The organism is Mesorhizobium sp. M4B.F.Ca.ET.143.01.1.1 (assembly GCF_004792275.1).
Classification (GTDB): Bacteria; Pseudomonadota; Alphaproteobacteria; order Rhizobiales; family Rhizobiaceae; genus Mesorhizobium; species Mesorhizobium abyssinicae.
Window position 1 is genome coordinate 287,905 of sequence record NZ_SRSR01000007.1, and the last position, 26,137, is coordinate 314,041.

At 65.0% G+C, this 26,137-nt stretch carries 22 protein-coding genes; 7 read left to right on the forward strand and 15 right to left on the reverse strand.

All coding sequences use genetic code 11. From position 1 onward, the window contains the following. Nucleotides 1-9: 9 nt before the first annotated feature. Nucleotides 10-1,275, reverse strand: coding sequence for an ATP-binding protein (locus EN786_RS19600; protein ID WP_135908741.1), 1,266 nt, complete (start codon nt 1,273-1,275; stop codon nt 10-12). A gap of 161 nt (nt 1,276-1,436) precedes the next feature. Between EN786_RS19600 and ppk2 the strand changes: the two genes are divergently transcribed. Further along, nucleotides 1,437-2,360, forward strand: coding sequence for a polyphosphate kinase 2 (ppk2, locus tag EN786_RS19605; protein ID WP_127311952.1), 924 nt, complete (start codon nt 1,437-1,439; stop codon nt 2,358-2,360). Nucleotides 2,361-2,396: 36 nt separating this feature from the next. Here ppk2 and EN786_RS19610 read toward each other — a convergent pair whose 3' ends face one another. The 3 genes from EN786_RS19610 to EN786_RS19620 form a co-directional block, all read right to left on the reverse strand. Next, nucleotides 2,397-3,146 (reverse strand): enoyl-CoA hydratase-related protein, encoded by a 750-nt coding sequence (locus EN786_RS19610; protein ID WP_127286298.1) that lies wholly within the window; start codon nt 3,144-3,146, stop codon nt 2,397-2,399. Nucleotides 3,147-3,159: 13 nt separating this feature from the next. Next, nucleotides 3,160-3,798 (reverse strand): acyl-homoserine-lactone synthase, encoded by a 639-nt coding sequence (locus EN786_RS19615; protein WP_127286297.1) that lies wholly within the window; start codon nt 3,796-3,798, stop codon nt 3,160-3,162. Nucleotides 3,799-3,895: 97 nt separating this feature from the next. Continuing rightward, complete coding sequence (locus EN786_RS19620) at nt 3,896-4,627, reverse strand: LuxR family transcriptional regulator (RefSeq protein ID WP_127286296.1); 732 nt, start codon at nt 4,625-4,627, stop codon at nt 3,896-3,898. Nucleotides 4,628-4,901: 274 nt separating this feature from the next. Between EN786_RS19620 and EN786_RS19625 the strand changes: the two genes are divergently transcribed. Beyond that, nucleotides 4,902-5,735 carry a transporter substrate-binding domain-containing protein gene (locus EN786_RS19625; protein WP_245494711.1) on the forward strand — a complete coding sequence of 278 codons (834 nt, stop codon included), beginning with the start codon at nt 4,902-4,904 and terminating at the stop codon, nt 5,733-5,735. A 157-nt stretch (nt 5,736-5,892) separates the two neighbouring features. Here the strand turns inward: EN786_RS19625 and EN786_RS19630 are convergent, their stop codons facing one another. Then, nucleotides 5,893-6,303, reverse strand: a complete 411-nt coding sequence (locus EN786_RS19630) for a tellurite resistance TerB family protein (protein ID WP_127222598.1) — start codon at nt 6,301-6,303, stop codon at nt 5,893-5,895. A gap of 159 nt (nt 6,304-6,462) precedes the next feature. On the opposite strand from EN786_RS19630, the gene EN786_RS19635 reads away from it, so the two are divergent. Next, nucleotides 6,463-8,112: a lysine--tRNA ligase gene (locus tag EN786_RS19635; protein ID WP_127310795.1), complete on the forward strand. Its 1,650-nt coding sequence runs from the start codon at nt 6,463-6,465 to the stop codon at nt 8,110-8,112. Here EN786_RS19635 and EN786_RS19640 read toward each other — a convergent pair. The 10 genes from EN786_RS19640 to EN786_RS19685 form a co-directional block, all read right to left on the reverse strand. Then, entirely contained in the window at nt 8,075-8,938 is an 864-nt protein-coding gene (locus EN786_RS19640) for a thermonuclease family protein (protein WP_245478342.1), read from the reverse strand. The genes EN786_RS19635 and EN786_RS19640 overlap by 38 nt on opposite strands. Continuing rightward, nucleotides 8,939-9,580 (reverse strand): helix-turn-helix transcriptional regulator, encoded by a 642-nt coding sequence (locus tag EN786_RS19645; RefSeq protein ID WP_127285343.1) that lies wholly within the window; start codon nt 9,578-9,580, stop codon nt 8,939-8,941. It abuts the gene before it with no gap. A 93-nt stretch (nt 9,581-9,673) separates the two neighbouring features. Further along, nucleotides 9,674-10,216 (reverse strand): thioesterase family protein, encoded by a 543-nt coding sequence (locus tag EN786_RS19650; RefSeq protein ID WP_127285342.1) that lies wholly within the window; start codon nt 10,214-10,216, stop codon nt 9,674-9,676. 12 nt (nt 10,217-10,228) lie between these two features. Continuing rightward, the gene (locus tag EN786_RS19655) at nt 10,229-12,448 is read right to left on the reverse strand and encodes a 3-hydroxyacyl-CoA dehydrogenase NAD-binding domain-containing protein (RefSeq protein WP_127310796.1); all 2,220 of its coding nucleotides are present in this window, start codon (nt 12,446-12,448) and stop codon (nt 10,229-10,231) included. A gap of 14 nt (nt 12,449-12,462) precedes the next feature. Next, entirely contained in the window at nt 12,463-13,671 is a 1,209-nt protein-coding gene (locus EN786_RS19660) for an acetyl-CoA C-acetyltransferase (RefSeq protein ID WP_127310797.1), read from the reverse strand. Nucleotides 13,672-13,709: 38 nt separating this feature from the next. After that, the gene (locus tag EN786_RS19665; RefSeq protein ID WP_126085967.1) at nt 13,710-14,111 is read right to left on the reverse strand and encodes a DUF4259 domain-containing protein; all 402 of its coding nucleotides are present in this window, start codon (nt 14,109-14,111) and stop codon (nt 13,710-13,712) included. Nucleotides 14,112-14,121: 10 nt separating this feature from the next. Next, a complete protein-coding gene (locus EN786_RS19670) occupies nt 14,122-15,291 on the reverse strand; it encodes an acyl-CoA dehydrogenase family protein (RefSeq protein ID WP_127310798.1) in 1,170 nt (389 codons plus the stop codon). Then, nucleotides 15,288-15,704, reverse strand: coding sequence for an endonuclease domain-containing protein (locus EN786_RS19675; RefSeq protein ID WP_245494592.1), 417 nt, complete (start codon nt 15,702-15,704; stop codon nt 15,288-15,290). Before EN786_RS19675 ends, EN786_RS19670 begins: the two co-directional genes overlap by 4 nt. A 148-nt stretch (nt 15,705-15,852) precedes the next feature. Beyond that, nucleotides 15,853-17,649: an acyl-CoA dehydrogenase gene (locus tag EN786_RS19680; protein ID WP_127285336.1), complete on the reverse strand. Its 1,797-nt coding sequence runs from the start codon at nt 17,647-17,649 to the stop codon at nt 15,853-15,855. Nucleotides 17,650-17,882: 233 nt separating this feature from the next. Continuing rightward, nucleotides 17,883-18,341: a MerR family DNA-binding transcriptional regulator gene (locus EN786_RS19685; protein WP_127285335.1), complete on the reverse strand. Its 459-nt coding sequence runs from the start codon at nt 18,339-18,341 to the stop codon at nt 17,883-17,885. A gap of 499 nt (nt 18,342-18,840) precedes the next feature. On the opposite strand from EN786_RS19685, the gene EN786_RS19690 reads away from it, so the two are divergent. The 4 genes from EN786_RS19690 to EN786_RS19705 all read left to right on the forward strand — a co-directional run bounded on the left by EN786_RS19690 (nt 18,841) and on the right by EN786_RS19705 (nt 26,124). Next, nucleotides 18,841-22,794 carry a peptidoglycan-binding protein gene (locus EN786_RS19690; RefSeq protein WP_127309934.1) on the forward strand — a complete coding sequence of 1,318 codons (3,954 nt, stop codon included), beginning with the start codon at nt 18,841-18,843 and terminating at the stop codon, nt 22,792-22,794. A 192-nt stretch (nt 22,795-22,986) separates the two neighbouring features. Then, the gene (locus tag EN786_RS19695) at nt 22,987-23,910 is read left to right on the forward strand and encodes a sulfite exporter TauE/SafE family protein (protein ID WP_126056615.1); all 924 of its coding nucleotides are present in this window, start codon (nt 22,987-22,989) and stop codon (nt 23,908-23,910) included. Then, nucleotides 23,910-24,701 (forward strand): TIGR02186 family protein, encoded by a 792-nt coding sequence (locus EN786_RS19700; RefSeq protein WP_127309933.1) that lies wholly within the window; start codon nt 23,910-23,912, stop codon nt 24,699-24,701. The genes EN786_RS19695 and EN786_RS19700 overlap by 1 nt, the downstream gene beginning before the upstream one ends. Before the next feature lie 166 nt (nt 24,702-24,867). Further along, entirely contained in the window at nt 24,868-26,124 is a 1,257-nt protein-coding gene (locus EN786_RS19705) for an Hsp70 family protein (protein ID WP_127309932.1), read from the forward strand. Nucleotides 26,125-26,137: the final 13 nt, after the last annotated feature.

The following is a 26,137-nucleotide window of genomic DNA, read 5'->3' on the forward strand; positions in this document are numbered from 1 at the left end:
AGTACGACCTCAGGCGGCCGGCAAATGGACCGAGAACGCCGCGCCCTTGCCGGCTTCCGACTTGATCGACAGCCTGGCGTTGTGGCGCGTCAATATGTGCTTGACGATCGACAGGCCGAGACCGGTGCCCTTCTGGGTGCGGCTGCTCTCGACATCGACCCGGTAGAACCGCTCGGTGATGCGCGGGATGTGCTCTTCGGGAATGCCTGGACCGTAATCCGTGATGGTGACGTCGATCCCCGGTTCGGGGCCGGTCCCGTCGCGCTCGATCGACACCGTGACGCGCCCGCCGGACTGGCCATACTTGCAGGCGTTCTCCAGGAGGTTCTCGAAGACTTGGAAAAGCTCGTCGCGGTCGCCCGGCACGTCGAGCGGGCCATCGACGAAATCGCGCTCGATGGCGACGCCGTTCTCGCGCGCAAGCGGCGCCAGCGAGTCGATGACGCTGTCGATGGTCTGGCGCAGATCGACCTCGGTTCCCGGCTTCAGATAGGGCTTCATCTCCAGCCGCGACAGCGACAGGAGATCGTCGATCAGGCGCGCCATGCGGCCGGTCTGGTTCTGCATGATCTGCAGGAACTGGTCGCGCGCGGCGGGATCACCGCGGGCCGGGCCGCGCAGCGTCTCGATGAAGCCCGAGATCGAGGCAAGCGGCGTGCGCAGCTCATGGCTGGCGTTGGCGATGAAATCGGCCCGCATCCTGTCGATCCGGCGCGCCTCGCTCTGGTCCTTGAACACCAGCACATAGAGGTCGGTGGCATGACCGACAGAGGAGGCGCTGACGCGGTAGGCGCGCTCGACCGGCAGCTTTTCGGTGTAGTCGACAATTTCGGATGCGACCGTGCCCGACAGGACGCTGTCCAGCAAGGCCTGCATTTCCGGGGCGCGGAACTTCAGCGACAGCGACATGCCCGGCGCGAGGCCGCCGAAGGCGGCGAAAGCGGCGGCGTTGGCATGGACGATAGTGGCGGTGCGGTCGAAGATGATCAGGGGATCGGCGACGGCGGCGGCGAGATACTCGCCGGAAAGGCGCTGCAGCCCGCCCGCCTCCATGGCCGCGGCGTCCTCGATCGATCGACGGGCGCCGCCCGACGGCAGCAGCGCCGCCGCCAGCAGCAGGACAATCGCCGCCAGCACCACATAGGCCGAAGCGCCGGCTAGACCATGAACGGCGAGGACGGCGACGATGCCGGCGGCGAGCAGCCAGCGGTTCGCCCACAGCCGCGCGGCCGCCGGTTGCGCCGTGCCTCTGTGCTCCGCGTTCAGCTCAGCCATTCGCGCGCTCGCGCCCCATGCCTTTACCCCCTGTCGCCGGTCGCGAAACTTCCGCTCGACCGGTCTGGAGTGCTACAGCGTCATTTGCGCATCCAGACGGGGGCGCGGCGCCGTTGAGGCTCCCAATAGCATGAGTCCGCAAGCTGGAAAGGTTCGTCTCGATGAAAAAAGCCAAGGAAAGCCCCGCCCCGGCACCGGCACCGGCACCGGCACCGACACAGGGCCCGCTGAAAATCAGGATTGGCGGCAAGGAGCGGGAGTTCGACATCGAGAACCCGGTGCTTCCCGACTGGATCGAGGACAACAAGCTGACCGCCGGCGGCTATCCTTACGACAAGAAGATGAAGAGCGAGGAGTATGACGAGACGCTCGAGCAGTTGCAGATCGAGCTGGTCAAGGCGCAGGCCTGGCTGCAGGCGAGCGGCAAGCGGGTGATGGCGCTGTTCGAGGGCCGCGACGCGGCCGGCAAGGGCGGCACGATCTTCGTGCTGCGCCAGTACATGAACCCGCGCACCGCGCGCAATGTGGCGCTGACCAAGCCGACGCCGACCGAGATCGGACAGTGGTATTACCAGCGCTATGTCGCCCACTTCCCGACGTCGGGCGAATTCGTGACCTTCGACCGCTCCTGGTACAATCGCGGCGGCGTCGAGCCGGTGATGGGCTTCTGCACGCCCGAGCAGCACGCGAAATTCCTCGACGAGACACCGCATTTCGAGCGGATGATCTGCAACGAAGGCATCCATTTTTTCAAATTCTGGCTGAACATCGGCCGGGAAACCCAGCTCGAACGCTTCCACGACCGCCGCTGGAGCCCGCTGAAGAACTGGAAGTTCTCGCCGATCGACGTCGCCGGCATCAACAAATGGGACGACTACACGAAGGCGCGCGACCTCATGGTCGAACGCACGCACAAGGAGTTCGCGCCCTGGATCGTCGTGCGGGCCAACGACAAGCGACGGGCGCGGCTGGCTGTGATCAGGCGCATCCTGTCGTCGCTGCCCTATGACGGGCGCGACCTCGAAATCGTCGGCAAGGAAGACAAGAAGATCATCGGCGAAGGGCCATCATTCCTGGAGAAGTAGGCCCCGTTTCGCCGACGATACAGGGGCTGGCGGGCCCTATGCCGCCAGCCTGGCAATGCGCTGCAGCCGCTTCAGGGTCGTATCGTCCTGCAGCGCCTGCTGGAACAGCGATATCTCCTGGTCGATGCGGTCGCAGAGCGCGCCGGTGTCGCCCTTGAGCAGGCCGCGCGTCTGCAGGAGTGCCGCGACCGGCTTCTTGGCAAGCTGCCTCGCCCTGAGAAGGGCCGCTTCCTCGGCGCTGCCGTCGGCCACGATCTCGCCGACCAGGCCGAGCGCCTTGGCATCCTCGGCATGCAGCGTGTCGCCCAGGCAGAAGAAGCGGAAGGCGCCGGCATAGCCGAGCTTCTGCGGCGCCAGGATGCTGGTTGCCGCGTCAGGCACCAGGCCGAAATCGACGAACGGCACCCGGAACGTGCTTGCGCGCGAGGCGATCACCATGTCGCAGTGGAACAGGATGGTGCAGCCGACACCGACGGCATCGCCGTCAACACAGGCAAGGACGGGTTTTGGAAAGGTCGCCAGCGTGCGGAACATGTCGGTGACGGCGGCGATCAGCTCTCGATGCTTGGTGGCGTCGAGGAACTCGGAAAAGTCGCCGCCAAGGCAGAAACAGCCTGCCAGGCCGCGCAGCACGACGACACGCACATCATCGTTCACGGCGGCTTCGTGGAAGGTCCTGGCCAGGCTGGCATAGGCGCGTCTGTCCAGCACCGGCCGGCCGTCGTGCGAGGAGACAGTGACGACCAGCGTGTGGCCGCGTAATTCTGGTTGCGGGTGGATACTCATAACAAAACTCCAATTACGATGCCTGCCGCAGGCCGAGCCTGTCGGGATATCCTCTGGCCAGCACAGGGGCGAAATGGTTGCGGCGCGCGCGGACCACGTCCAACGTGTGTTCGGTGAAGGTGAGCAGCGTGGCGACGACCTGCTGGTTGCCGTAGGTGCGCTGGTAACCGAGGGGTGTCGCCAGGAAGTGCAGCTGCAGCGCGCGCAGCACCCACATCGGCTCGAACTCGATGATGACCTGGTTGATGTTGCGCTTGAGGCCCCATTCGACGAAGCCGGCGATCAGCTCCGTGCCGACCGTCGACACGCCGCGCTTGCCGTCCCGGAAGCCTGGCGCGACCGCGTAGCGGGTCAATTCCCAGACACCTGGCCCCGAGGGCGGGGTGCCTTCATAGAGGTCCTGCAGCACGTCGGTCAGCAGATGTGCCCGTGTCGTCGGCAGCATCCGCTGATAGCCGGCAAGCTCGCCATTGCGGATGACGAGTTGATGCACCGCTTCGTCGTGGTCGAACTGGTCGATCTCGAGGCCGTCGGGACGCTCGAGATCGGTCCAGCCCATCTCCTCGACGAAGATCCTGTAGCGCAACCGATGGACGGCTTCCCAAAGGTCGGGACGCTCCATCAATTCCTGGGTTGTTAGGGAAAAAAGCATTAGCCGTCTCCTGGTTTGAATAGGAAGATACGGCCGGGCTTTCCCGAAAAAATTACGCGATCGCGTAGGCAAGAACTTCTAGGCCAGCTCGGCCGACCTAGCTAATATAGCCGCGCCTAATCGCTTCGGCGACTGCTTGCACCCTGTTGACGGCACCGAGTTTGCTTTTGGCGTTAAGAAGGTGTTTCTCGGAAGTGTGTTCCGAAATGCCTAGAATTTGAGATATTTCCCATTCGGACTTGCCGACGGCAGCCCATTGCAGGCATTCGCGCTCGCGCGGCGTCAATTCGATGTGATCGATGGTCTTGGCGGCCATCGTATGGAGCTGCATGGCGCGGCCGATCGCATAGGTCGACGCCAGCGACACCATCCCGAACTCCGCTTCCGACAGCTCGACCGCCTCGCCGCCTAGCGACACCATGACGATCTGTCCGTCGAGCGTGATCAGCGGGAATGCCAGGCCGTCGCGCAGCTTGAACTCCCTGGCGTCGCCCATTACCTCGCCGCTGCTCTTGTCGATGCGGATGCTTTCCGAGGCCTCACGCCACTGGAACGGCGCCTGAAGTTGCTTCATGTGGCTGACGACGGGATCGTGGTCGACGTAGTTGCGCGCCACATAGCGCTCCAGCCATTCGCCCGGCCAGTCGCAGAGCAGCACGTGGTCCTTCTGCTGGCCGCGCGGCGTGCCCGGATGCGGCACGGTTCCGGCCATCAGCGCCGTCAGGCCGAAATTCGACGTGACGCCAAGCAGCCTTTCGCAGACCGCGGCCGCCGTGTTGGCGTGCTGCAGCTGATCGATGTATTCCAGTGTGCGATCAAAATGACCCATCGCAACATCTACCCCATGTTGCCGTCCGCATCAGAGATCGATGGTAGATGCCTGACCCGCGCTTCGCCATCAACCCCGGATTGCAAAGCTGCACCGCTTTAGCGACCGGGTGATTGACCCCCTTTCAGCCGGCGCCGCGGAGCGTATTTGCAAACTACCTAAACCATACGCTTAAATTCGCAGGTTGAAATCAAAAACCATTGTGCCGGCGCTATTTTCGTACGAAAAGCCCAAGGACATGACTGGGCGGAGCCTTCTTGTGACATTGCGACGGATGGTCATCGCCCTGTCGATGCTGGCGGCGGCGCAGTTTTTTGCCGGCATTACATTTGCCGCCGAGCCGCAGGTGCCGGTGCTGTGGGACGCCAAGGAGCGGTTGCCGAAGCCCGACCTCTCGGCGTTGCCGCGCCTTAGGTTCCTCACCACCACCGACTTTCCGCCGTTCAACTTCCTCGACAGCGCGGGCAAGCTGTCCGGTTTCCATGTCGATCTGGCGCGCGCGATCTGCGCCGAGCTCGGCATCGCCGAAAAGTGCCAGATCCAGGCGCTGCCCTGGGGCGAGCTCGACGAGGCGCTGCAGAAGGGCGAAGGCGAGGCGATCATCGCCGGCATCGCCGCGACGCCGGAGACGCGGACGAAATACGCCTTCTCGCGCTCCTATCTGCAATTCCCGGCGCGCTTCATCATGCCGAAAGCGAAAGCCTTCGCGGAGCCGATCCTCGACAAGCTGCGCAGCAAGCGGGTCGGCGTCATCGCCGGCTCGGCGCATGAGAAGATGCTGCGCGAGTATTTCGGCACCGTTCAGGTCGTGCCCTTCGACGCGCCGGAAGCGCTCTATGGCGACCTCAAGTCCGGCAAGATCGACGCCGCCTTCGGCGACGGCATGCGCTTTGCCTTCTGGCTGGGCGGCACCGATGCCTCCGGCTGCTGCCGCTTCGCCGGCGGACCCTATCTGGCCCCGGAATATCTGGGCTCGGGCATGGCGATCGCCACCCGCGCCGGCGATCCGGCGCTGGCGGCGGCCATGGACTACGCCTTGCAGGAGATCTCGGTGAAGGGCACCTTCGCCGAATTCTACCTCCGCTATTTCCCGGTCAGCTTCTTCTGAGGACCGCAGCACGGCCAGGGCTTGTTGAGGTTGAGCTCAGGCCGCGCCGAAAGTGGTGGCTTCCGAGAACCGGAGCGGAGCGTACTTGAGTACCTGAGCACCGGAAGCGCTGGAGACCGCCATTCGCAGGCCGGCCTCACCTGAATATCGACCAAACCTAAGTCAGCGTGCGCAGACGCGCCTTCGCCGCGCGGGCGATCGCGGCGACGGTCAGCGTGTCGAGATCGAGCTTGAGACGGATCAACTGCAGCACCCGCACTTCTTCCATGCGCATTTCGAGATCGACGGCGGCGACCTCGAAAGCGGCGGCATAAGCGGTGTCGCGCAGCCGTTCGGGCAGCGCCCCTTCGACAAGTTCGAGCACGCCTTCCAGTCCGTCCTCGGCGTTCAACGCCTTCTGGCAGGCCTGAGCGACGGCAACCAGCCTGTCCTGGTTGAAATCCACGAACACCGGCCATGAGCGGACGACGTCGCCGATGCGCGCAAGCTCGACATCGGTCATGTCGCGGTCGGAAGCCGAAGTGATGACCATCAGGTAGATCAGGGCTTCGTGTGGCGTCAAAGGCATTCAAAACTCCTTGATAATGCGCCCCGAAGGTAGGGTCGCCAGGTGGACGCCGCAAGGAAAACCGCCGCAAATCGTTGACGCTCCGGCCTGTCGCGCCTAGAGGACCGGGTGAAAATCTTACCTCCGCCGGCAAGCCGGCCGATAGCTGGAACTTTTGACATGACGGGATCAAACACCATCGATCTCAATCCCGAGATGCTTGCGGCCGCCGCGGAGAGCAAGGCCTGGCCGTTCGAGGAAGCCAAGAAGATCATCGCGCGCTACAAGAACGCCGCGTTTCCGGACACCGTCCTGTTCGAGACCGGTTATGGCCCGTCCGGCCTGCCGCATATCGGCACGTTCGGCGAGGTGGCGCGCACCTCCATGGTGCGGCACGCCTTCCGCGTGCTGACGGAAGACAAGGTCAAGACCAAGCTGCTCTGCTTCTCCGACGACATGGACGGCATGCGCAAGATCCCCGACAACGTGCCGGACCGCGCGGCGTTGGAGCCGTATCTGCACATGCCGCTGTCGTCGGTTCCGAATCCGTTCGGCGGCGACTATGCGAGCTTTGCCGACCACAACAACGCGATGCTGTGCCGCTTCCTCGACACGTTCGGCTTCGACTACGAGTTCGCCAGCGCGACGCAGTACTACAAGGCGGGCCGCTTTGACGAGGTGCTGCTGCGCGCCGCCGAGCGCTACGACGAGATCATGGCCGTCATGCTGCCGACGCTCGGCGAAGAGCGCCAGGCGACCTACAGCCCGTTCCTGCCGATCTCGCCGAAGAGCGGCCGCGTGCTCTACGTGCCGATGAAGCATGTCGACGCCAAGGCCGGCACCATAACCTTCCACGATGACGGCACCGAGACCACGCTCTCGATCAAGGGCGGCAAGGTGAAGCTGCAGTGGAAGCCTGATTTCGGCATGCGCTGGGCGGCGCTCGGCGTCGACTTCGAGATGTTCGGCAAGGACCACCAGACCAACGCCGTGATCTACGACCGCATCTGCAACATCCTCGGCGGACGCGCGCCGGAGCATTTCGTCTACGAGCTGTTCCTCGACGAGAACGGCCAGAAGATCTCGAAGTCGAAGGGCAACGGGCTGACCATCGACGAGTGGCTGACCTATGCGCCGACCGAGAGCCTCGGGCTCTACATGTATCAGCGGCCACGGCAGGCCAAGAAGCTCTATTTCGACGTCATTCCGAGGGCCGTGGACGAGTACTACACCTTCCTCGGCGCCTATCCGCGGCAGGACTGGAAGGAACGGCTCGGCAATCCGGTCTGGCACATGCATGACGGCAACCCGCCGGCCATCGACCTGCCGGTGCCGTTCGCGCTGCTGCTCAATCTGGTCAGCGCCTCCAATGCGCATGACAAGGCGGTGCTGTGGGGCTTCATTTCGCGCCACGCACCTGGCGTGACGCCGGCGACGCATCCCGAGCTCGACCGGCTGACAGGCTACGCGATCCGCTATTTCGACGATTTCGTGAAGCCGACCAAGGTTTTCCGCGCCGCCGACGACGTGGAGCGCGACGCACTGGCGAAGCTTTCGGACGCGCTCGGCGCGCTGCCGCAGGGCGCCGACGGCGAAGCGATCCAGAACGCGGCGCTCAACGTGGCGCGGCGGATCGAGCGTTATCAGGACCATTCCAAGCAGAGCCCGGAAGGCGGGCCCGGCGTTTCGGTCGCCTTCTTCCAGATGATCTACCAGGTGCTGATCGGACAGGAGCGCGGTCCGCGCTTCGGTTCCTTCGCCGCCCTCTACGGCATCGCCGAGACGCGGGCGCTCATTGAGCGGGCGCTGGCTGGTCAGCTAGCGGCGTAAGGATCCCATCCTCTTCCTGCAGGATCGAACTCGGCGCGGAGGGCGCCGGGGGCAGGGCGGCAGGGAGTGAGGGCACGCCCGAAAGATCCGGAGCCGCGCCGAAGATGCCTTTCCTTGCGGTGCGCGCTTTCTCGCCCGCCTCGACATAGGGCCCGCCTGCGGCGGCACGCGCCCAGCCGTTTTGCACCAGCCATTGGCCGACATCCTGATTGCCGACGCGGCATTCGGCGGAAATGGTGTCGCGGCCGCCCTCGGGCGGCACCGTGCAGACCACCGTGCGGCCGCGCAGGAAAGAGCGGAACGCCGTCCTGGCGCGGATGCCGCAGGCCCAGGATTTGCCCTCCTCGCCACAGGTCTCGTCCTGCCCGAGGACCTCGACGCCCGAGACGGCAACGGCGTAGCCTTTCGCTTCGATCAGGCCCGCGGCGGCGGCAACGGGCTGGAACAGCTTGGTCCCGTTCCAGTCGTCCGGCATCTTCAACTTGGGCGGCTTGAGCGGGCCGGCGAGCGCGAGATCGCTGAGCGGCGCGCGGGGCTCGACCCGCTCGAGCTCTTCGGCGGAAAGCTGCGGCGGCGCCACGACATCGGGATCGATCGCCCTGGAATGGGCGGGAGTCCTCACCGGCTGCGGTGCCGGAATGGCTGCCGTGGCCGGTGCTTCGGGCTGCATGTCGGCGCCCTGCCCGGCGATCGTGCCGGCGGCCGGATCGATCCGGTCAATCGTGACGACGCTTTCGTTGCCCTGCAGCGTGCGGCCTCCGGCGGCGACGAGCGCCGCCATCGCCGGCACCGCCAGAACCGCCACGGCAAGGTGAGGCAGCCGCACCTACTGGCTGGCCCAGACGATGCGCGCCACCCATTCGACGTCGCGCATCGGAATATCGCGGTCGGGATGATCGGGATTGAGGGAGACCAGCAGGATCGACTTCGCGGTCTGGCGATCGAGCACCTTGGCCATCACCTCGCCCGCGGCGGTCTTCACGACGACGCGGTCGCCCTTGCGAGTGGCCGCTCCCGGCTCGACGATCAGTACGTCGCCGTTGCGGTAGAGCGGCAGCATGGAATCGCCCTGCACTTTCAGCGCATAGGAGGTCGCGGTCGCCCGCGCCGGCAATTCCACCAGATCCCAGCCCTGCCCCGCCGGATAGCCGGCATCGTCGAAAAAGCCGCCGGCGCCGGCTTGGGCAAAGCCGAGCAGCGGCACCGAAGACCTGCGTGGCTGCGAAGCGGTCCCACCGAGGCCTTCGACCAGCCCGGTGAACTCCTCAAGCGAGGCGCCGGTGGCCTCGATGATCTTGGCCAGCGATTCGGTCGAGGGCCAGCGTGGCCGCCCGTCCGAGGACAGGCGCTTCGACTTGTTGAAGGCGGTGGAGTCGAGACCGGCGCGCCTTGCCAGACCTGACGCCGACAGCGAATAACGCTCGGCGAGTGCGTCGATGGCAGCCCAGACACGGTCGTGCGAGAGCAATCGAGCTCTCCTTCAAAACAGGAAAAAATGCCTCTTCCTGTCTACCGCGCAACCGCCCCAATGTCCACCGAGGAAGCGCGGGATCGCCAACGATCAGGCCTTTTTGGCAAGTTCCCGCAAATTCCGGTGCGAGGCCATGAATGCCTGCTCGGCCTCGGTCGGTGGGCGCGACTGAGCAGAACGGCCAAGCGCGGCGACAACCTCGGCGATGTCGAGAAAGCGGCGATTGCGGCGGTCGTAGACGCCGCCGGTGGTCATGATCAGCGCGGCCGTATCGCCGCTGTCGAGGACGAAGCGGTGCCTGCCGATCACCGAGGTTCCCTCCCAGGTCTCGATCGAGGATATGACCTCGAAGCGCCGCCACAGCCGGATCTCGCGCACATAGGCCACCTGCAGCCCGCCGATCATCGGTGCCCAGCCGTTCTTGCGCGCCAGCGCGATCAGGCCGGCGCGCAGGAAGATGTCGATGCGGCCGAGGTCGGCGAGCATCATATAGCGGGCATTGTTGAGATGCAGGTTGAAATCGATGTCGGTCGGCAGGCAGCGGAAGGCAAGCCGGCTGTCGCCGCCGATAAGGTAAGGGCCACGGCTTCGCGCCGTGGCCATCATGCGCGCCATGCGCGCCCAGACATACATCCGCGTCGGCCGTCAGGCTGCCTGCTTGACCTCGCCCTTCGCGTACGGGTCGAAGCGCTGGTAGAAGGTTTCGCCTTTCTCGGCCATGTCGAGCAGCAGCTTGGGCGCCTTGAACTCGGCGCCGTACTTCTTCTGCAGGCCCTTGGCGATCTTGACGAACTGCTGCGCACCGATGCCGTCGATGTAGGACAGTGCGCCGCCGGTGAAGGGGGCGAAGCCGAAGGCGAGGATCGAGCCGACATCGGCCTCGCGCGGATCGGTGACGATGCCCTCTTCCATCACCCGCGCCGCTTCCAGTGCGATGGTGACCAGCAGGCGCTGCTTCAGCTCCTCATAGTCGATCTTCTCCGGCTTGAGCTGTGGGTAGAGATCCTTGAGGCCCGGCCACAGCTTCTTCTTCGCCGGCTTGGCCGGATAGTCGTAGAAGCCCTTGCCGTTCTTGCGGCCGAAGCGGCCATGCGTGTCGACCATGGTGTTGATCAGCGCCATCTGCTTCGGATCGACTGCCTTCTCGCCGATATCCCTGATCGTCTGCTTCATGATCTTCTGGGCAAGGTCGATCGCCGTCTCGTCGGTCAGCGCCAGCGGACCGACCGGCATGCCGGCCGCCTTGGCGGCGTTCTCGATCATCGGTGCCGGGACACCCTCGATCAGCATCTTGTAGGCTTCCGACATGTAGCGCAGGACGCAGCGGTTGACGTAGAAGCCGCGCGTGTCGTTGACCACGATCGGCGTCTTCTTGATGGCGCGGACGAAATCGATGGCGGTCGCCAGCGCCTTGTCGCCGGTCTTCTTGCCGAGGATGATCTCGACCAGCATCATTTTGTCGACCGGCGAGAAGAAGTGGATGCCGACAAAATTCTTCGGTCGCGCCGAATTCTTCGCCAGCGAGGTGATCGGGATGGTCGAGGTGTTGGAGGCGAAGATCGCCGACGACTTCAGCACCGCTTCCGCCTTTTCGGTGGCGCCCTTCTTGACGGCGGAATCCTCGAACACGGCCTCGACCACCAGATCGCAGCCGGCGAGGTCGGCATAGTCGGCCGTCGGCGTGATCAGCGACAGCAACTTGTCCTTCTCTTCGGGCTTGGCGCGGCCCTTCTTGACCTGATCAGAAATCAGGCTGTCGGAATGCGCCTTGCCCTTTTCTGCCGACTCCATGTCGCGGTCGAGCAGCACGACGGGAATGCCGGCCTTGGCCGTGACATAGGCGATGCCGGCGCCCATGAAGCCGGCGCCGAGGATGCCGATCTTCTTGAACTTGGTGTCCGGCACGCCGGTCGGGCGACGCGCGCCCTTGTTCAGTTCCTGCAGCGACACAAACAGCGAGCGGATCATCGCCGCCGCTTCCCTGGTCTGCATGATCTCGGTGAAATAACGCTGCTCGATCCTGAGCGCGGTGTCGAACGGCACCAGCAGGCCCTCATAGACGCATTTCAGGATCGCCGCGGCGGCCGGATAGTTGCCGAAGGTCTCGCGGCGCAGGATGGCGATGGCCGGCGGCCAGAGATTGGCGCCCGCCGCCGAATAGACCGGGCCGCCGGGCAGCTTGAAGCCCTTCTCGTCCCAGGGCGCCACCGGCTTCAGGCCGTTCTTGATCATCGCCTTGGCGGTCTCGACCAGCTTCGAAGGCTCGGCGATCTCGTGGATCAGGCCCATTGCCTTGGCCTTCTGCGGCGTGAGAGTCTGGCCGGTGGTCAGCATCTGCAGCGCCTGCTGCGGGTCGGTCAGCCGCGGCACGCGCTGGGTGCCGCCGGCACCCGGGAAGATGCCGATCTTCACTTCCGGAAGCGCCATCTTCACCTTGTCGGAATCGGCAGCGACCCGGCCGTGGCAGGCGAGCGACATCTCGAAGGCGCCGCCCATGCAGGTGCCGTTGATCGCCGACACCCACGGCTTGCCGGAAGTCTCGATCTTGCGGAACAGGCCGGTCATGACGCCGGCATTGTCGAACAGGGCTTTGGTCGCCTTGCCCAAATCCTTCGCCTTGTCGGCGGCGAAGGCGCCCAGCATCTTCTGCAGCAAGGTGATGTCGGCACCGCCGGAGAATGTATCCTTGCCGGAGGTGATGACCGCGCCCTTGATGGCCGCGCCGCCGGCGACATGGTCGACGATGGCGTTAAGCTCCCGCATCACCTCTTCGGTGAAGACGTTCATCGATCGATCCGGCATGTTCCAGGTGACCAGCGCAACGCCGTCGGCGTCGATGTCGAGGGTGAAATTGGTGTAGCTCATCTTCTCTCTCCCCGTCAGACGCGTTCGATGATGGTGGCGGTGCCCATGCCGGCGCCGATGCAGAGCGTGACCAGCGCGGTGTTCAGGTCACGGCGCTCGAGCTCGTCGAGCACGGTGCCGAAGATCATGGCGCCGGTGGCACCGAGCGGATGGCCCATGGCGATCGCGCCGCCGTTGACGTTGATCTTGTCGTGCGGGATCTCGAAGGCCTGCATGTAGCGCAGCACCACCGAGGCGAAGGCCTCGTTGAGCTCGAACAGGTCGATGTCCGACAGCTTCATCTTGGCACGCTGCAAGAGCTTTTCGGTGACGTCGACCGGGCCGGTCAGCATCAGCACCGGCTCGGAGCCGATGTTGGCGAAGGCGCGGATGCGGGCGCGCGGCTTGATGCCCATCGCCTTGCCGGCCTTCTTGGAGCCGAGCAGGACGGCAGCGGCGCCATCGACGATGCCGGACGAGTTGCCGGCATGGTGGACGTGGTTGACCTCTTCGACTTCCGGGTGCTTTTGCACGGCAACCGCATCGAAGCCGCCCATTTCGCCGGGCATGACGAAGGACGGGTTGAGCGAGGCCAGCGACTGCATGTCGGTCGCCGGTCGCATGTGCTCGTCATGGTCGAGGATGGTCAGCCCATTCTGGTCCTTGATCGGGATCACCGAATTCTTGAAGCGGCCCTCGGACCAGGACTTGGCGGCGCGCTTCTGGCTCTCGACGGCATAGGCATCGACATCGTCGCGGCTGAAGCCATACTTGGTGGCGATCAGGTCGGCCGAAATGCCCTGCGGCACGAACCAGCCGGGCAGGCCGACGGACGGATCCATGAACCAGGCGCCGCCGGACATGCCCATGCCGACGCGCGACATCGATTCGACGCCGCCGGCGATGACGATCTCGTCGGCACCCTGCGCGATCTTGGCAGCGCCGAAATTGATGGCGTCGAGACCGGAAGCGCAAAAGCGCGAGATCTGCATGCCGGGCGCCTTGGTGTCGTAGCCGGCCTCGAAGGCGGCGGCGCGCGGAATTACCGAGCCCGCCTCGCCGACCGGATCGACGCAGCCGAAGATGATGTCGTCGACAGTGCCGGTGTCGAGGCCGTTGCGGTCGCGCAGAGCCTCGAGCGTTTTGGCGGCGAGCCGCACCGCCGGCACCTCGTGCAGCGAGCCATCCTTCTTGCCTCTGCCGCGCGGCGTGCGCACGGCGTCATAGACGTAAGCTTCGGCCATTTTCGGTTCCTTCCTTGTGGTGCCGTCTAAGGCTTGCTTTAACGCAAAGCCGCACGCAGGCGATTCAGTTCGTTCTTGAAGTTGGCTGCGTCAGCTGGAGCGGCTTCAGCCCAGAGTTCCATCAGTTCAGAGTTAGGGCCGCTCACGCATTCGACTGCCTGGATTGCCTTGCCCTTCAATCCACTCAAAGCCTGCCAGTTCGAGACAGTTCGCAACGCTGTTCCTGCGGGTTCAGACAAGAACTCGGACTTCCCGTTGGCTGCGGCGACAATTGCGGCGGCGGCCAGTGCGACCGAGCCATCCGGCGCCTCGATGTAGTCAGGATTGCTGCAAGCCGCATCAAGCGCATCCGCAACGGCGACGGCGCCACTGTTCTCAAATTCGGCCACGAAATCGGCTGCGTCATCGTTTTCGAATATTTTGAAACCCCATGCGCCCATAATTGCTATCCTAAAGGCTCCTGCCGATCAGCAATTTCATGATCTCGTTGGTGCCGCCGTAGATGCGCTGGACGCGAGCGTCGCGGTACATGCGGGCGATCGGGTATTCATTCATGTAGCCATAGCCGCCGTGCAATTGAAGGCACTCGTCGACCACCTTGCCCTGCAGGTCGCTAAGCCAGTATTTGGCCATCGAGGCGGTGACCGGGTCGAGGCCGCCATCGATGTGGCGGGCGACGCAGTCATTGTAGAAGACGCGACCGATCGTGGCCTCGGTCTTCAGCTCGGCCAGCTTGAACTGGGTGTTCTGGAAATCGATGACCGCCTTGCCGAAGGCCTTGCGCTCCTTGACGTAGTCGATGGTCAAGGCGAGCGCGCGTTCGATCATTGCGATCGCGCCGGTGCCGATCTGCAGCCGCTCCTGCGGCAGTTGCTGCATCAGCTGGACGAAGCCCTTGCCTTCCTCATGGCCGAGCAGGTTCGAGGTCGGCACGCGCACGTCGTTGAAAAACAGTTCGGAGGTGTCGTTGGCCTTCAGGCCGATCTTGTCGAGGTTGCGGCCGCGCTGAAAACCTTCGACCTCGTCGGTCTCGACGACGATGAGCGAGGTGCCCTTGGCGCCCTTTTCCGGATCGGTCTTGGTGACGACGATGATCAGGTTGGCGAGCTGGCCGTTGGTGATGAAGGTCTTGGAGCCGCTGATCTTGTAGTGGTTGCCGTCCTTCTCGGCGCGCGTCTTGACGCCCTGCAGGTCGGAGCCGGCGCCGGGCTCGGTCATGGCGATGGCGCCGATCAGCTCGCCGGTCGCGAGCTTCGGCAGCCATTTCTTCTTCTGCTCCTCGGAGCCGTAATGGAGGATGTAGGGGGCGACGATCGAATTGTGCAGGCCGATGCCGAAACCGTCGACGCCGACATGGCCGATCGCCTCGATGATGGCGCTTTCATGCGCGAAGGTACCGCCGGAGCCGCCATACTCCTCCGGCATCGAGGCGCAGAGCAGGCCGGCCGCGCCTGCCTTCAGCCAGCTCTCGCGGTCGACCATCTCGTTCTTCTCGAACTCGTCGTAGCGCGGCGCGATCTCTTCCGACATGAAGCGCGACGCCATGTCGTAGAGCATGCCGACCTCGTCCGCCGCCCAGGCGGGTTTTGGCAAGCCAAGAATTTCGGCTGGATTTGTCATGCTACTTCCTCCGTTGCGCTGGCGTCCCCCTCCCCCTTGAGGGGAGGGTGGCCGCGAAGCGGTCGGGAGGGGTCGCCGGTGACACGCTCGGCCTTGTCCTTAACAAGCTGCGCCACATGCCATGCACTGTTGATGACATCAGGTTCGTCGATTCGGACGATGACGTAGCCGAGAGATTGCAGATAGGCATCGCGATTGATGTCATGGCGCTTTCCTGCTTCAGTTTCGTGCAGATCGCCGTCGACCTCGACGATCAGTTTGACCCTCGGACAAACGAAATCGACAATATATGGGCCGATCGGCGACTGCCGTCTGAACTTCAGGCCATCAGCGGCAAACTCGCGCAATTCATACCATAACAAGGACTCCGCCTTCGTCGCGTGGAGACGAAGCGAACGTGCCTTCTGCCGCATCTCGAAACTCACTCGCGTCCGAGGCATTGCTGTAGTCCTCCTCCCAATACGCGTCGTCAGAATTGGCGTCGAGCTTGTCGCGGGCGACCCCTCCCGGCCGCTTCGCAGCCACCCTCCCCTCAAGGGGGAGGGGGACGCCCCACGATTTCTAGAACGCTTCCGCCGGCAGCGCCATTAGCGTGTCCGCGCCACTGGAAATGCGGGCAAGCCGCGTCGCCGTCTCCGGCATGATCCGCTCCATGAAGAAGCGCGCGGTCACCAGCTTGTTGTCGTAGAAGGACGCGGCGCCATTGGCGCCTTCCGCCAGCTTGACGCCCGCGGCCCTGGCCATCTGCGCCCACATATAGCCCAGCGCCACCAGGCCGAAGAGATGCATATAGTCGGTCGAGGCGGCGCCCGCATTGTCAGGCTTGGCCATGGCGTTCTGCACCAGCCACATGGTCGCCGCCTGCAGGTCGTTGAGACCTTTCTTCAGCGCCTTGGTGAAGGGCGCCAGCTTCTCGTCGGCGCGGTTCTCCTCGCAGAACTCGGCGACCTCCTTGAAGAAGGCCTGCACCGCGCGGCCGCCATTCTGCGCCAGCTTGCGGCCGACGAGGTCGAGCGCCTGGATGCCGTTGGCGCCCTCGTAGATCATGGCGATGCGGGCATCGCGCACGAACTGGCTCATGCCATGCTCTTCGATGTAGCCATGGCCGCCGAAGACCTGCTGCGCCATCACAGCGTGGTCGAAGCCCTTGTCGGTGAGCACGCCCTTGACCACCGGCGTCAGCAGGCCGGTGTAGTCGTCGGCCGCCTGGCGGTCCTTGTCGTCGCCGGCGCGATGGGCGACGTCCGACTTGATCGCGGTCCACAGCGCCAGCGCGCGGCCGGCCTCGTTGAAAGCCTTCATGGTCATCAGCGAGCGGCGGATGTCGGGATGGACGATGATCGGGTCGGCCTTCTTGTCCGGCGCCTTGGCTCCGGACAGCGAACGGCCCTGCAGCCGGTCCTTGGCGTAGGAGACGGCGTTCTGGTAGGCGATCTCCGACAGCGAAAGCCCCTGCAGGCCGACGCCGAGCCGGGCCTCGTTCATCATCGTGAACATGGCCTTCAGCCCGCCATTGGCCTCGCCGAGCAGCGTGCCTTCGGCCTCGTCATAGTTCATGACACAGGTCGAATTGCCGTGGATGCCCATCTTTTCCTCGATCGAGCCGCAGGAGACGGTATTCCTCTGGCCGGGGTTGCCCGAGGCATCGAGCTTCAGCTTCGGCACGATGAACAGCGAAATGCCCTTCACGCCTTCCGGCGCCCCTTCGATGCGGGCCAGAACCAGGTGGACGATATTGTCCGACATGTCGTGCTCGCCGGCGGAGATGAAGATCTTCTGGCCGGAGATCCTGTAGGTGCCGTCGCCGTTCGGCACCGCCTTGGAGCGCAGCAGGCCGAGATCGGTGCCGCAATGCGGCTCGGTGAGGTTCATGGTGCCGGTCCAGGCGCCCTCGACCAGCTTCGGCAGCCAGGTCGCCCTCTGCTCGTCGGTGCCGTGGGTGATGATGGCGGCGATGGCCCCTTGCGTCAGGCCCGGATACATCATCAGCGCCATGTTGGCAGAGACCATATATTCGGAGACCGCCGTGTGGACCGTGTAGGGCAGGCCCTGGCCGCCGAACTCGGCAGGCGCGGCGAGCCCCATCCAGCCACCCTCGCGATACTGGTCGAAAGCCTCCCTGAAGCCCTTGGGCGTCGTCACCGAGCCGTCGTCATGGCGCACGCAGCCTTCCATGTCGCCGACACGGTTCAGCGGATGCATGACGTTCTCGGCAAGCTTGGCGCCTTCGGCAAGGATCGCCTCGAGGACATCCGGCGTCGCGTCGGAGAAGCCGGGAAGGTTGGAATAGCGCTGATAGCCCAGCACGTCGTTGAGCACGAACAGCGTGTCCTGGATCGGCGCCCTGTAGATCGTCATGCCTTCCTCCACCCTTGCGGTCTGGCCCTGCCTAGCAAGTTCTCGATCAAAGCGCAGATCGGAGGCTGAGCCAATGTCGACGCCCCGATAGCAAATATTGACGTTTGCGTAAACGTCAATCTTGTCGCAGCCGGAAAATTTTCGATGCGTGGCCAGCAAAAGATAAAGAGCCGCGCGACCCAGGTCGCGCGGCTCTCATTCGTCATCTGCTTTGCCGGAAAGCGGCGAAGCGATTAACCGGCGGCGCTCGCCTGCGGCGCGCGATCCATCAGCATCTGGCGCACCGCCGTCATCGACGTGCTCAATTCGTTGATGGCGTCATCGATCAGCGCCCGCTGCTTCTGCAAGCGGGCGAGCTGCTTCTCGGACTTGTCGAGCGCCAGCCGCAACTGCTTGGTGTTGGAGCCGGTCGGATCGTAGAGATCCATCATCTGCTTGACGTCGCGCAACGAGAACCCGACCTTGCGGCCGAGCAGGATCAGCTTCAGCCGTGCCCTGTCCCGGCGCGTGTAGAGACGGGTCGAACCGTCGCGCTTCGGGTTGAGCAGGCCCTTGTCCTCGTAGAAACGCAGCGTGCGCAACGTCACGCCGTATTTCTTGGCCATCTCGCCGATGCGGACAAGGTCCTCGCCGGTTTCAGTCGATATGTCATTGGTGTTGGCCGCGGCTTCGCCGGCCGAAACAAGTTTCATGGTCACTGGCTTTCCCCGTCTGGTGGCGCCGCGGTCCCGGACCTTGCGTCGCCTGAGTGGAAGCGGGGGCGTGCTTCCAGTCGTGGTTTCAACAAAAAAATCGCAAAAGGCGGGATCTGCGCACCTCTTACGTTTACGTCAATTCTATACCGATTGCCGGCTCATGACGCAAGGGCGTTCTAGGCTAAGAACGTTATGCCGCACCCATTGGCGGGCGATCCTGAAATCCGGAACGGTTTTTGAGGAGGCGCTCCGGGAACGGAAAGGCATATGCAAGTTCTTAAGCTTGGTTAACGCGTTGTTTACCACGTTGGGTGAAATGTGCGCATGTCGGTCACCCGTGGTTATCCTGTAGCGAATTTTTCACGGTTTTCGAAGCGCGGGCGAAAGGCCCGGGAGGCTTGGCCTCCGCCGCAGCAGAACCGCGCGGTCGCCTTCGTCCCGGCGGGACTTTGGGGAATCCGGCCAGGAGCCGGCCATTCTGAACACGGGCGCATCGATGAACAGCAAGCGGTCCTATCTCGATACTCTCAATGCCGGCAGGCAGCGCAGGCCGCACACCACGCTCGAGCAGCTGAACCGCTCGCTGGAAACGCTGGAGCAGCGGCTGGAGCGGACGCGCGAGGACACGGCCGAGCGCGTCGACCCTCGCCGCCAGCCGGAACCGCGCTACGCCAGCGCCCAGCCCTTTGGCCAACAGCCGCGCTGGTATGACGACCCGCAGCCGGCACCGCGGCCAAAAGCGCCGGCGCCGGCGGCGCCCGCCTTCGAACAGAACTACCAGGCGATCGCCCGCGACATCGACCGCGTGCGCGGCCAGGAGGACAGCGTCGCCGTGGTCGGCAAGATCGCCGGCGAGCTGCGCGGCCTGCGCGAGGAATTGCGTCACCAGATGACCGCCGGGCTGAAGCGCGAATTCGACGCGCTGCGCCAGGACATCGAGCGCGCCTTCCAGGCAAATGGCCAGGCAGGCAAGGGCAGCGCCGAGCTCGGCCTCGAATTCGAGCGGCTGTCCGGCGCCATCCAGACGCTGGCCGAGAAGAGCGACGACCGGAGCGTCAACCTGCTCAGGCTCGAGCTGGAGCAGGTCAAGGGCGCGCTGGACACGCTGGCGCGCGAGGAAAGCGTGCGCGCGGTCGACCGCCGCTGGGACGATTTCGACCGCCGGTGGAGCGCCTTCGAGGATCGCGTCGACGCCGACCAGCGCCAGCGCTCGGACAATCCGGGCCTGTCGGCTCTGACCGACCGGCTCGAGCAGATCAGCACTGCCGTCAACAACCTGCCGGAATCGCTGTCGCTGCGCTCGCTGGAGGAAAAGGTGCGCACGCTTGCCGGCGCCGTCGACCAGTTCGCCAGCCAGCAGGGCAATCGCGCCAGCGACACGTTCGGCATGATCGACGAGCGGCTGGACGAGATCTCGCGCGCCATCGTCGCCTCGACCGTAGCCGCGCAGGCCAATGTCTTCGACCCCGAACCCTTCGAGCGCATCGAGAAGCGGATCGCCTCGCTGGCGCAGCAGATCGAGGAAGTCACCCAGGCTCAGCCGGGCCGGGAGGTGATGGATCGGCTCAATCTCCTGTCGAGCCGCGTCGATGAGCTGGCCGCCCGCGCCAACCTGCCGGAGCAGGCGATGGACCGGCTCGGCAAGCAGATCGCGATGATCGCCGACAAGATCGACCACGCGCCGGCCATGCCCGACGCCGACTACATCTTCCAGGGGCTGGAACAGCGCTTCGACGCGCTGTCGGGGATGATGGAACGCCGGCAGGGCGACGCGATCGAGCAGGGCAACATGCTGTTTCGCGATCTCGAACGGCGGCTGGACGAAGTTGCCGACAGGCTCGACCAGCGCATGCCGCAGGCCGACAGCGCCGGCATCATGGACGCCATCGATGCCCGCTTCACCGCGCTCGCCAAGCGCCTGGAGACGCGCACGCCAGACCCCGCCAGCGAATTGGCGATCCGGGGCCTGGAAAGCCGGCTCGAAGACATCTCCAGCCGGCTGGAAACATCCGCCGCGCAGGTCGCTGGCATCGACCCAGCGCTGATCCGCAGCCTGGAGGCGCAAGTTTCCGGGCTTTCGGCGCATCTCACCAAGCCTGGCACGCCGCTGCCGGAATTCGAGGACATCAGCCCGCGCCTCAACGAGATCGAGAAGTCGCTGGCCGGGACGCGCGATTCGATCCTCAGCGCGGCCCGCGAGGCGGCCGAGAGTGCTGTGCGTTCGATGGCTGACACCAGCGCCAACACGGCGGCGGTCAGCGGCCTCGCGCAGGACCTGAAGACGCTCGAAGCCCTGACGCGCCGTTCCGACGAACGCAATTCGCGCACTTTCGAGGCCATCCACGACACGCTGCTCAAGATCGTCGACCGGCTGGGCTCGCTGGAGACCAGCGAGCCGGTGGAAGCCGTCAGCGAGCTCATCGATCCGCAGCCGATGGGCAAGCGCGCAGGACGCGGTTCCAAGATTGCGGTGCAGGATGCGCCGTCGATGGATATCGACCAGCCGCTGCCACTGTCCGGAGATATCGCGGATCTCGACACCCGCGCCGCCGCGATCCTGCGCAACGAACCGGTTGCGCGCGAAGAGCCGGCGCCACGTTCGCCGGCTGAAGCGGCGGCGGCCGCCGCCATGGCGGCGCTCGGTTCGGACACGATCACCGAAAAGAGCGAGAAGGCCGGCAAGAAGTCGATGTTCGGCGGACTGGCGCGCGCCTTCAGGGGCAAGAAGCAGGCGGAGACGCCGCCGCTTGCCGGTTCGGCGCCCGACGTCGACGCCCCGAGCGTCGACCTCGACGAACCGCTCGATCCGAAATTCGCCAACCGCCCGCTGGAACCCGGTTCCGGCGCACCCGATCTCACCGCCATCATGAAGCGCGTGCGCGATGAGCGGGGTCCGCCGGTCAAGCGCAACGAGAGCGATGCGGCAAAGTCCGACTTCATCGCCGCGGCAAGGCGCGCAGCGCAAGCCGCCGCCGCCGAGGCCGACGCGCTGAAGCGCCAGTCGACGATGGGCGGCCCGGTCAAGGCGCTCAGGATCGGCGACCTGCTCAAGGCGCGGCGCAAGCCGATCCTGATGGCAGCGGCCGCGATCATGCTGGCGCTTGCCGGCCTGCAGCTTGGCAAGGCCTTCTTCTCCGATCCCGCGCCGGTCGCCAGCAACGACGCCGCGCCGATCGTTGCCGCGCAGCCGGTGGAGACGGCTTCGCTCAATGCCACGGCCGAACCGAAGACCAACGCCGCGCCGAAGATGGAGACCGCCGCCGAGGACGCTCCGGCACGCGCCGTGCGGCAAGCGGAACCGCTAAAGGATGCAGCGCCGGCGCAGACCGCTACCGCGTTGCCGATGGACGCAAATACGGTGATGGATGCCGCGCCCGCCGCCGCTGAACCGGCGCCGGCGCCGATGGCTTCGGCCGCGCCGGCTGCTACCACGGCCCCAGCGCCGGATGTCACCGCCTCGGCGCCTGCGATGCCGGCTACGGATGCGGATGCCGACACCGCGCCGATGGCCACGGCGCCGGCCGCCACGCCGACGGTCCCCGAGACCACAGGCGCGGTTCCGCCCGCCGGCAGCACGCCCCAGGCCGCTGCGAAGATCGACATTCCGGCCGACGCCGGTCCGCCGGCTCTGCGCGACGCCGCCGCCGGCGGCGATGCCAAGGCGCTGTTCGAGGTTGGCTCGCGCTATGCCGAATCGCGTGGCGTCAAGGAGGACATGAAGGCCGCGGCCAAGTGGTATGAGAAGTCCGCCGAGCTCGGCTTCGCGCCGGCCGAATACCGCATCGGCAATTTCTACGAGAAGGGGATCGGCGTCACCCGCGACATCAAGAAGGCCAAGACCTTCTACCAGCTTGCCGCCGAACAGGGTAACGCCAGCGCCATGCACAATCTCGCCGTGCTGTTCGCCATGGCGGCGGATGGCGTCACCGACAATGAATCGGCGGCGCACTGGTTCCAGGCGGCGGCCGACCTCGGCGTCAAGGACAGCCAGTTCAACCTCGGCATCCTGGCGGCCAAGGGCGTCGGCATGAAGCAGAACCTGGAGGAATCCTACAAATGGTTCGCGCTCGTCGCCAAGACCGGCGACAAGGATGCTGCTTCCAAGCGCGACGAGATCGCCAATGCGCTGCGTCCGGAGCAGCTGGAGCGGGCGCGCGCCGCCACGGAATTGTGGAAGCCGAAGCCGATCGACCAGGCGGCCAACTCGGCCGACATCCCCGAATCCTGGCAGGACGGCACGCCGCAGACGACCGCCAGCATCGACATGAAGAAGGCGGTCAAGAACATCCAGCTGATCCTCAACAAGAACGGCTATGAGGCCGGCGGCGCCGACGGCGTGATGGGCGACAAGACCAAGACCGCGATCATGGCCTTCCAGACCGACAACAAGATGAAACCGACCGGCGAGGTCGACGAACAACTGGTCAAGGCGCTGCTGGCGCGCAAATAACGGCAGATGCGTCGCTTCCGCGATGCCTTGCCACACATTTGCCTGTTAACTGATTGAGATGCTTTTTTGTTTCGACGCGGCGGCGGGGTTTGCTCCCCGCCGCCGCGTCGGCGCAAGAAAAAATTGGCTTTTCGGTGCGAGACTGCACGCTGCGGCTGCATCGCCGACAGGCAAACTGATCGAGACTGACGGGTGGGCATCTATCTCCCGATCGCGGAAATTTCCGTCAACGTCTTCGTGCTGCTGGCCATGGGGGCGGCGGTTGGCTTCCTGTCGGGCATGTTCGGGGTGGGCGGCGGCTTCCTCATCACGCCGCTGCTGATCTTCTACAACATCCCGCCGGCGATCGCCGTCGCCACCGGCGCCAACCAGGTCATCGCCTCCTCCTTCTCCGGCGCGCTGTCGCACATGAAGCGCGGCACGCTCGACTTCAAGCTCGGCGGCGTGCTGCTCGCGGGCGGTATCGTCGGCTCGACCGGCGGCGTCTATGTCTTTGCCGTGCTGCGCCGGCTCGGCCAGCTCGATCTCTTCATCTCGCTGCTCTACGTCGCGCTGCTGGGCACCGTCGGCGGGCTGATGCTGGTCGAGAGCGTCAATGCGCTGCGCGCCACCCGCAGCGGCGCCGCGCCAGTGCTGAAGAAGTCCGGCCAGCACAACTGGATCCACCGGCTGCCGCTGAAGATGCGCTTCCGCGCCTCGAAGCTGTTCGTCAGCGTCATCCCGGTGCTCGGGCTCGGCGCCGGCATCGGCTTCCTGTCGTCGATCATGGGCGTCGGCGGCGGCTTCATCATGGTGCCGGCGCTGATCTATCTCTTGAAAGTGCCGACCAACGTCGTCATCGGCACCTCGCTGTTCCAGATCATCTTCACCTCGGCCTACACCACCCTGGTGCACGCCACCACCAACCAGACGGTCGACGTGATGCTCGCCTTCCTGCTGATGGCGGGCGGTGTCGCCGGCGCGCAATATGGCGCCAAGGCCGGCCAGAAGCTGCGCGGCGAGCAGCTCAGGGCATTGCTGGCGCTGCTGGTTCTCGCCGTTGCCATCCGCCTGGCGATCGATCTCTTCGTCACCCCGCCCAATCTCTATTCGCTTTCCGCGGCGGGCCTGAACTGATGGCGGGGAGGAAGGGGTTTGCGGCCGCCGCCTTGCTTCTGCTCGTCGCTGCCGCGTCGCCGACGGCGGCGCAAACCCCGCCGGTCGAAGGCATCCAGATCGGCCTGTCGACCGACGCCGTCTCGATCACCGCCGGGTTTTCCGGCGCCGACCTCACCATCTTCGGGTCACTGGAAAACCCCGATCCGCTGGTTGCGCGCCAGGGGCGCTACGACGTCATCGTCGTGCTCGAGGGCCCGCCGCGACCGGTGGTGGTGCGGCGCAAGGACCGGGTGCTCGGCGTCTGGATCAATCTGGAGTCGGAGACGTTCGAGAACGTGCCGGTGTCCTATTCGGTGGCCACGACGCGGCCGCTGCAGGACATAACCGAACCGAACAGCTACAAGCAGCTGTCGCTCGGCTCGGCCAACCTCTACATGAAGCCCGCCGACGAGACCGACAGCCCGGCGACGATCGAGGAGTTCACCGCCGCACTTCGCGATCGCAAGAAGGCGACCGGGCTCTACAGCGAAAATGTCGGCGGCGTGCAGTTCCTGTCGCAGAACCTGTTCCGCGCCACGGTGAGGCTGGCGCCCGACGTTCCGGTCGGCACCCACAAGGCGCGCGCCTTCCTGTTCAAGAGCGGCATGTTCATCAAGGAAAGCTCGGCCCAGCTCGAAATCCGCAAATCCGGTTTCGAGCAGTCGATCTTCCGCGTCGCGCACGATTATTCCTTCCTGTACGGCGTGTTCGCCGTGTCGCTCGCCATGCTCACCGGCTGGCTCGGGCGGCTCGTCTTCCGCAAGGATTGATACAGACGCGGGAAAGGGGCTTTCCCTTTTCCCGGTTTTGCGATAAATCGCCGCCTCCCAAGTCAGGGGCAAGCACACACATTCATTTTTTGGCAGAGCGGTCCGGCCACCCGGATGACGGCGCGTTTTCCGATGCCGGCGGCGAAACCAATGACAGGAGGCTGCTATGCAATCAGCATTCGGCGGCATCGATTTCGGCACGTCCAATTCCACCGTGGGCGTGATCCGGAACGGGCAGGCGCGACTGGTGGCGCTGGAAGGTGAACAGCCTACATTGCCAAGCGCCGTCTTCTTCAACTTCGAGGACGGCCATACCTATTTCGGCCGCCGCGCCATCAGCGACTACACCGACAGCATCGAGGGACGGCTGATGCGGTCCCTGAAGAGCGTGCTCGGCAGCTCGCTCGCTCACGAGAAGACGCGGATCAAGGCGCGCCTGATCGGCTTCACCGACATCATCGGCTTCTTCATCGCCCATCTGAAGCAGCGGCTGGAAGAGGACGCTGGCACTTCGGTCGAGACGATCGTGCTCGGTCGCCCGGTACAGTTCGTCGACGATGACGCCGAGGCCGATGCGAGGGCGCAGGGCGAGCTTGAAAAGGCGGCGCGGGCGCAAGGGTTCAAGCACATCGCCTTCCAGTTCGAGCCGATCGCGGCGGCGCTCGACTACGAACAGAAGGTTGCCCGGGAGGAACTGGCGCTGATCGTCGACATGGGCGGCGGCACGTCCGACTTCTCGGTGGTCCGGGTCTCGCCCGAACGCGCGCGCTCGGCCGATCGCAAGGGCGACATCCTGGCCAATCGCGGCATCCATATAGGCGGCACCGATTTCGACCGGCTGCTTAGCATCGCCCATGTCATGCCCGAGCTCGGCTATCTGACGCCGACCAAGGACGGCAAGCGCAACCTGCCGGCGAGCTATTTCATCGATCTGGCGACCTGGCAGCGCATCAATCTCGTCTATACAGCGAAGGCGATGACGGACCTGAGGCAGATCCGCTTCGAGGCCGAGCGCGCCGATCTCGTCGGCCGATTCATCCATATCGTCGAGCACCGCTACGGACACGCGATCGCAGGCCTGGTCGAAAGGGCCAAGATCGCGCTGACGGATCAGTCCTCAGCCGAGGTGAGGGTCTCGCTGCCCGGCGCACGCTTCGCGCCCGAGATCACGCGCGGCGGACTGGAGGCGACGATCGGGGACGACATCGAGCGGGTGACCGCGACGGTCCGGCAGACGATCGCCGACGCCGGTGTCGACGCCTCCGCCATAACCGCCGTGTTCCTGACCGGCGGCTCGACCGCGATCCCGCTCGCCAAACGCCAGATCCTTTCGCTGGTGCCGCAGGCCTCCGTCATCGAGGGCGACATGTTCGGCTCGGTCGGGCTCGGGCTGGCGCTGGATGCGCAGCGGAAATTCGCCTGAGACGCTTCTTCCC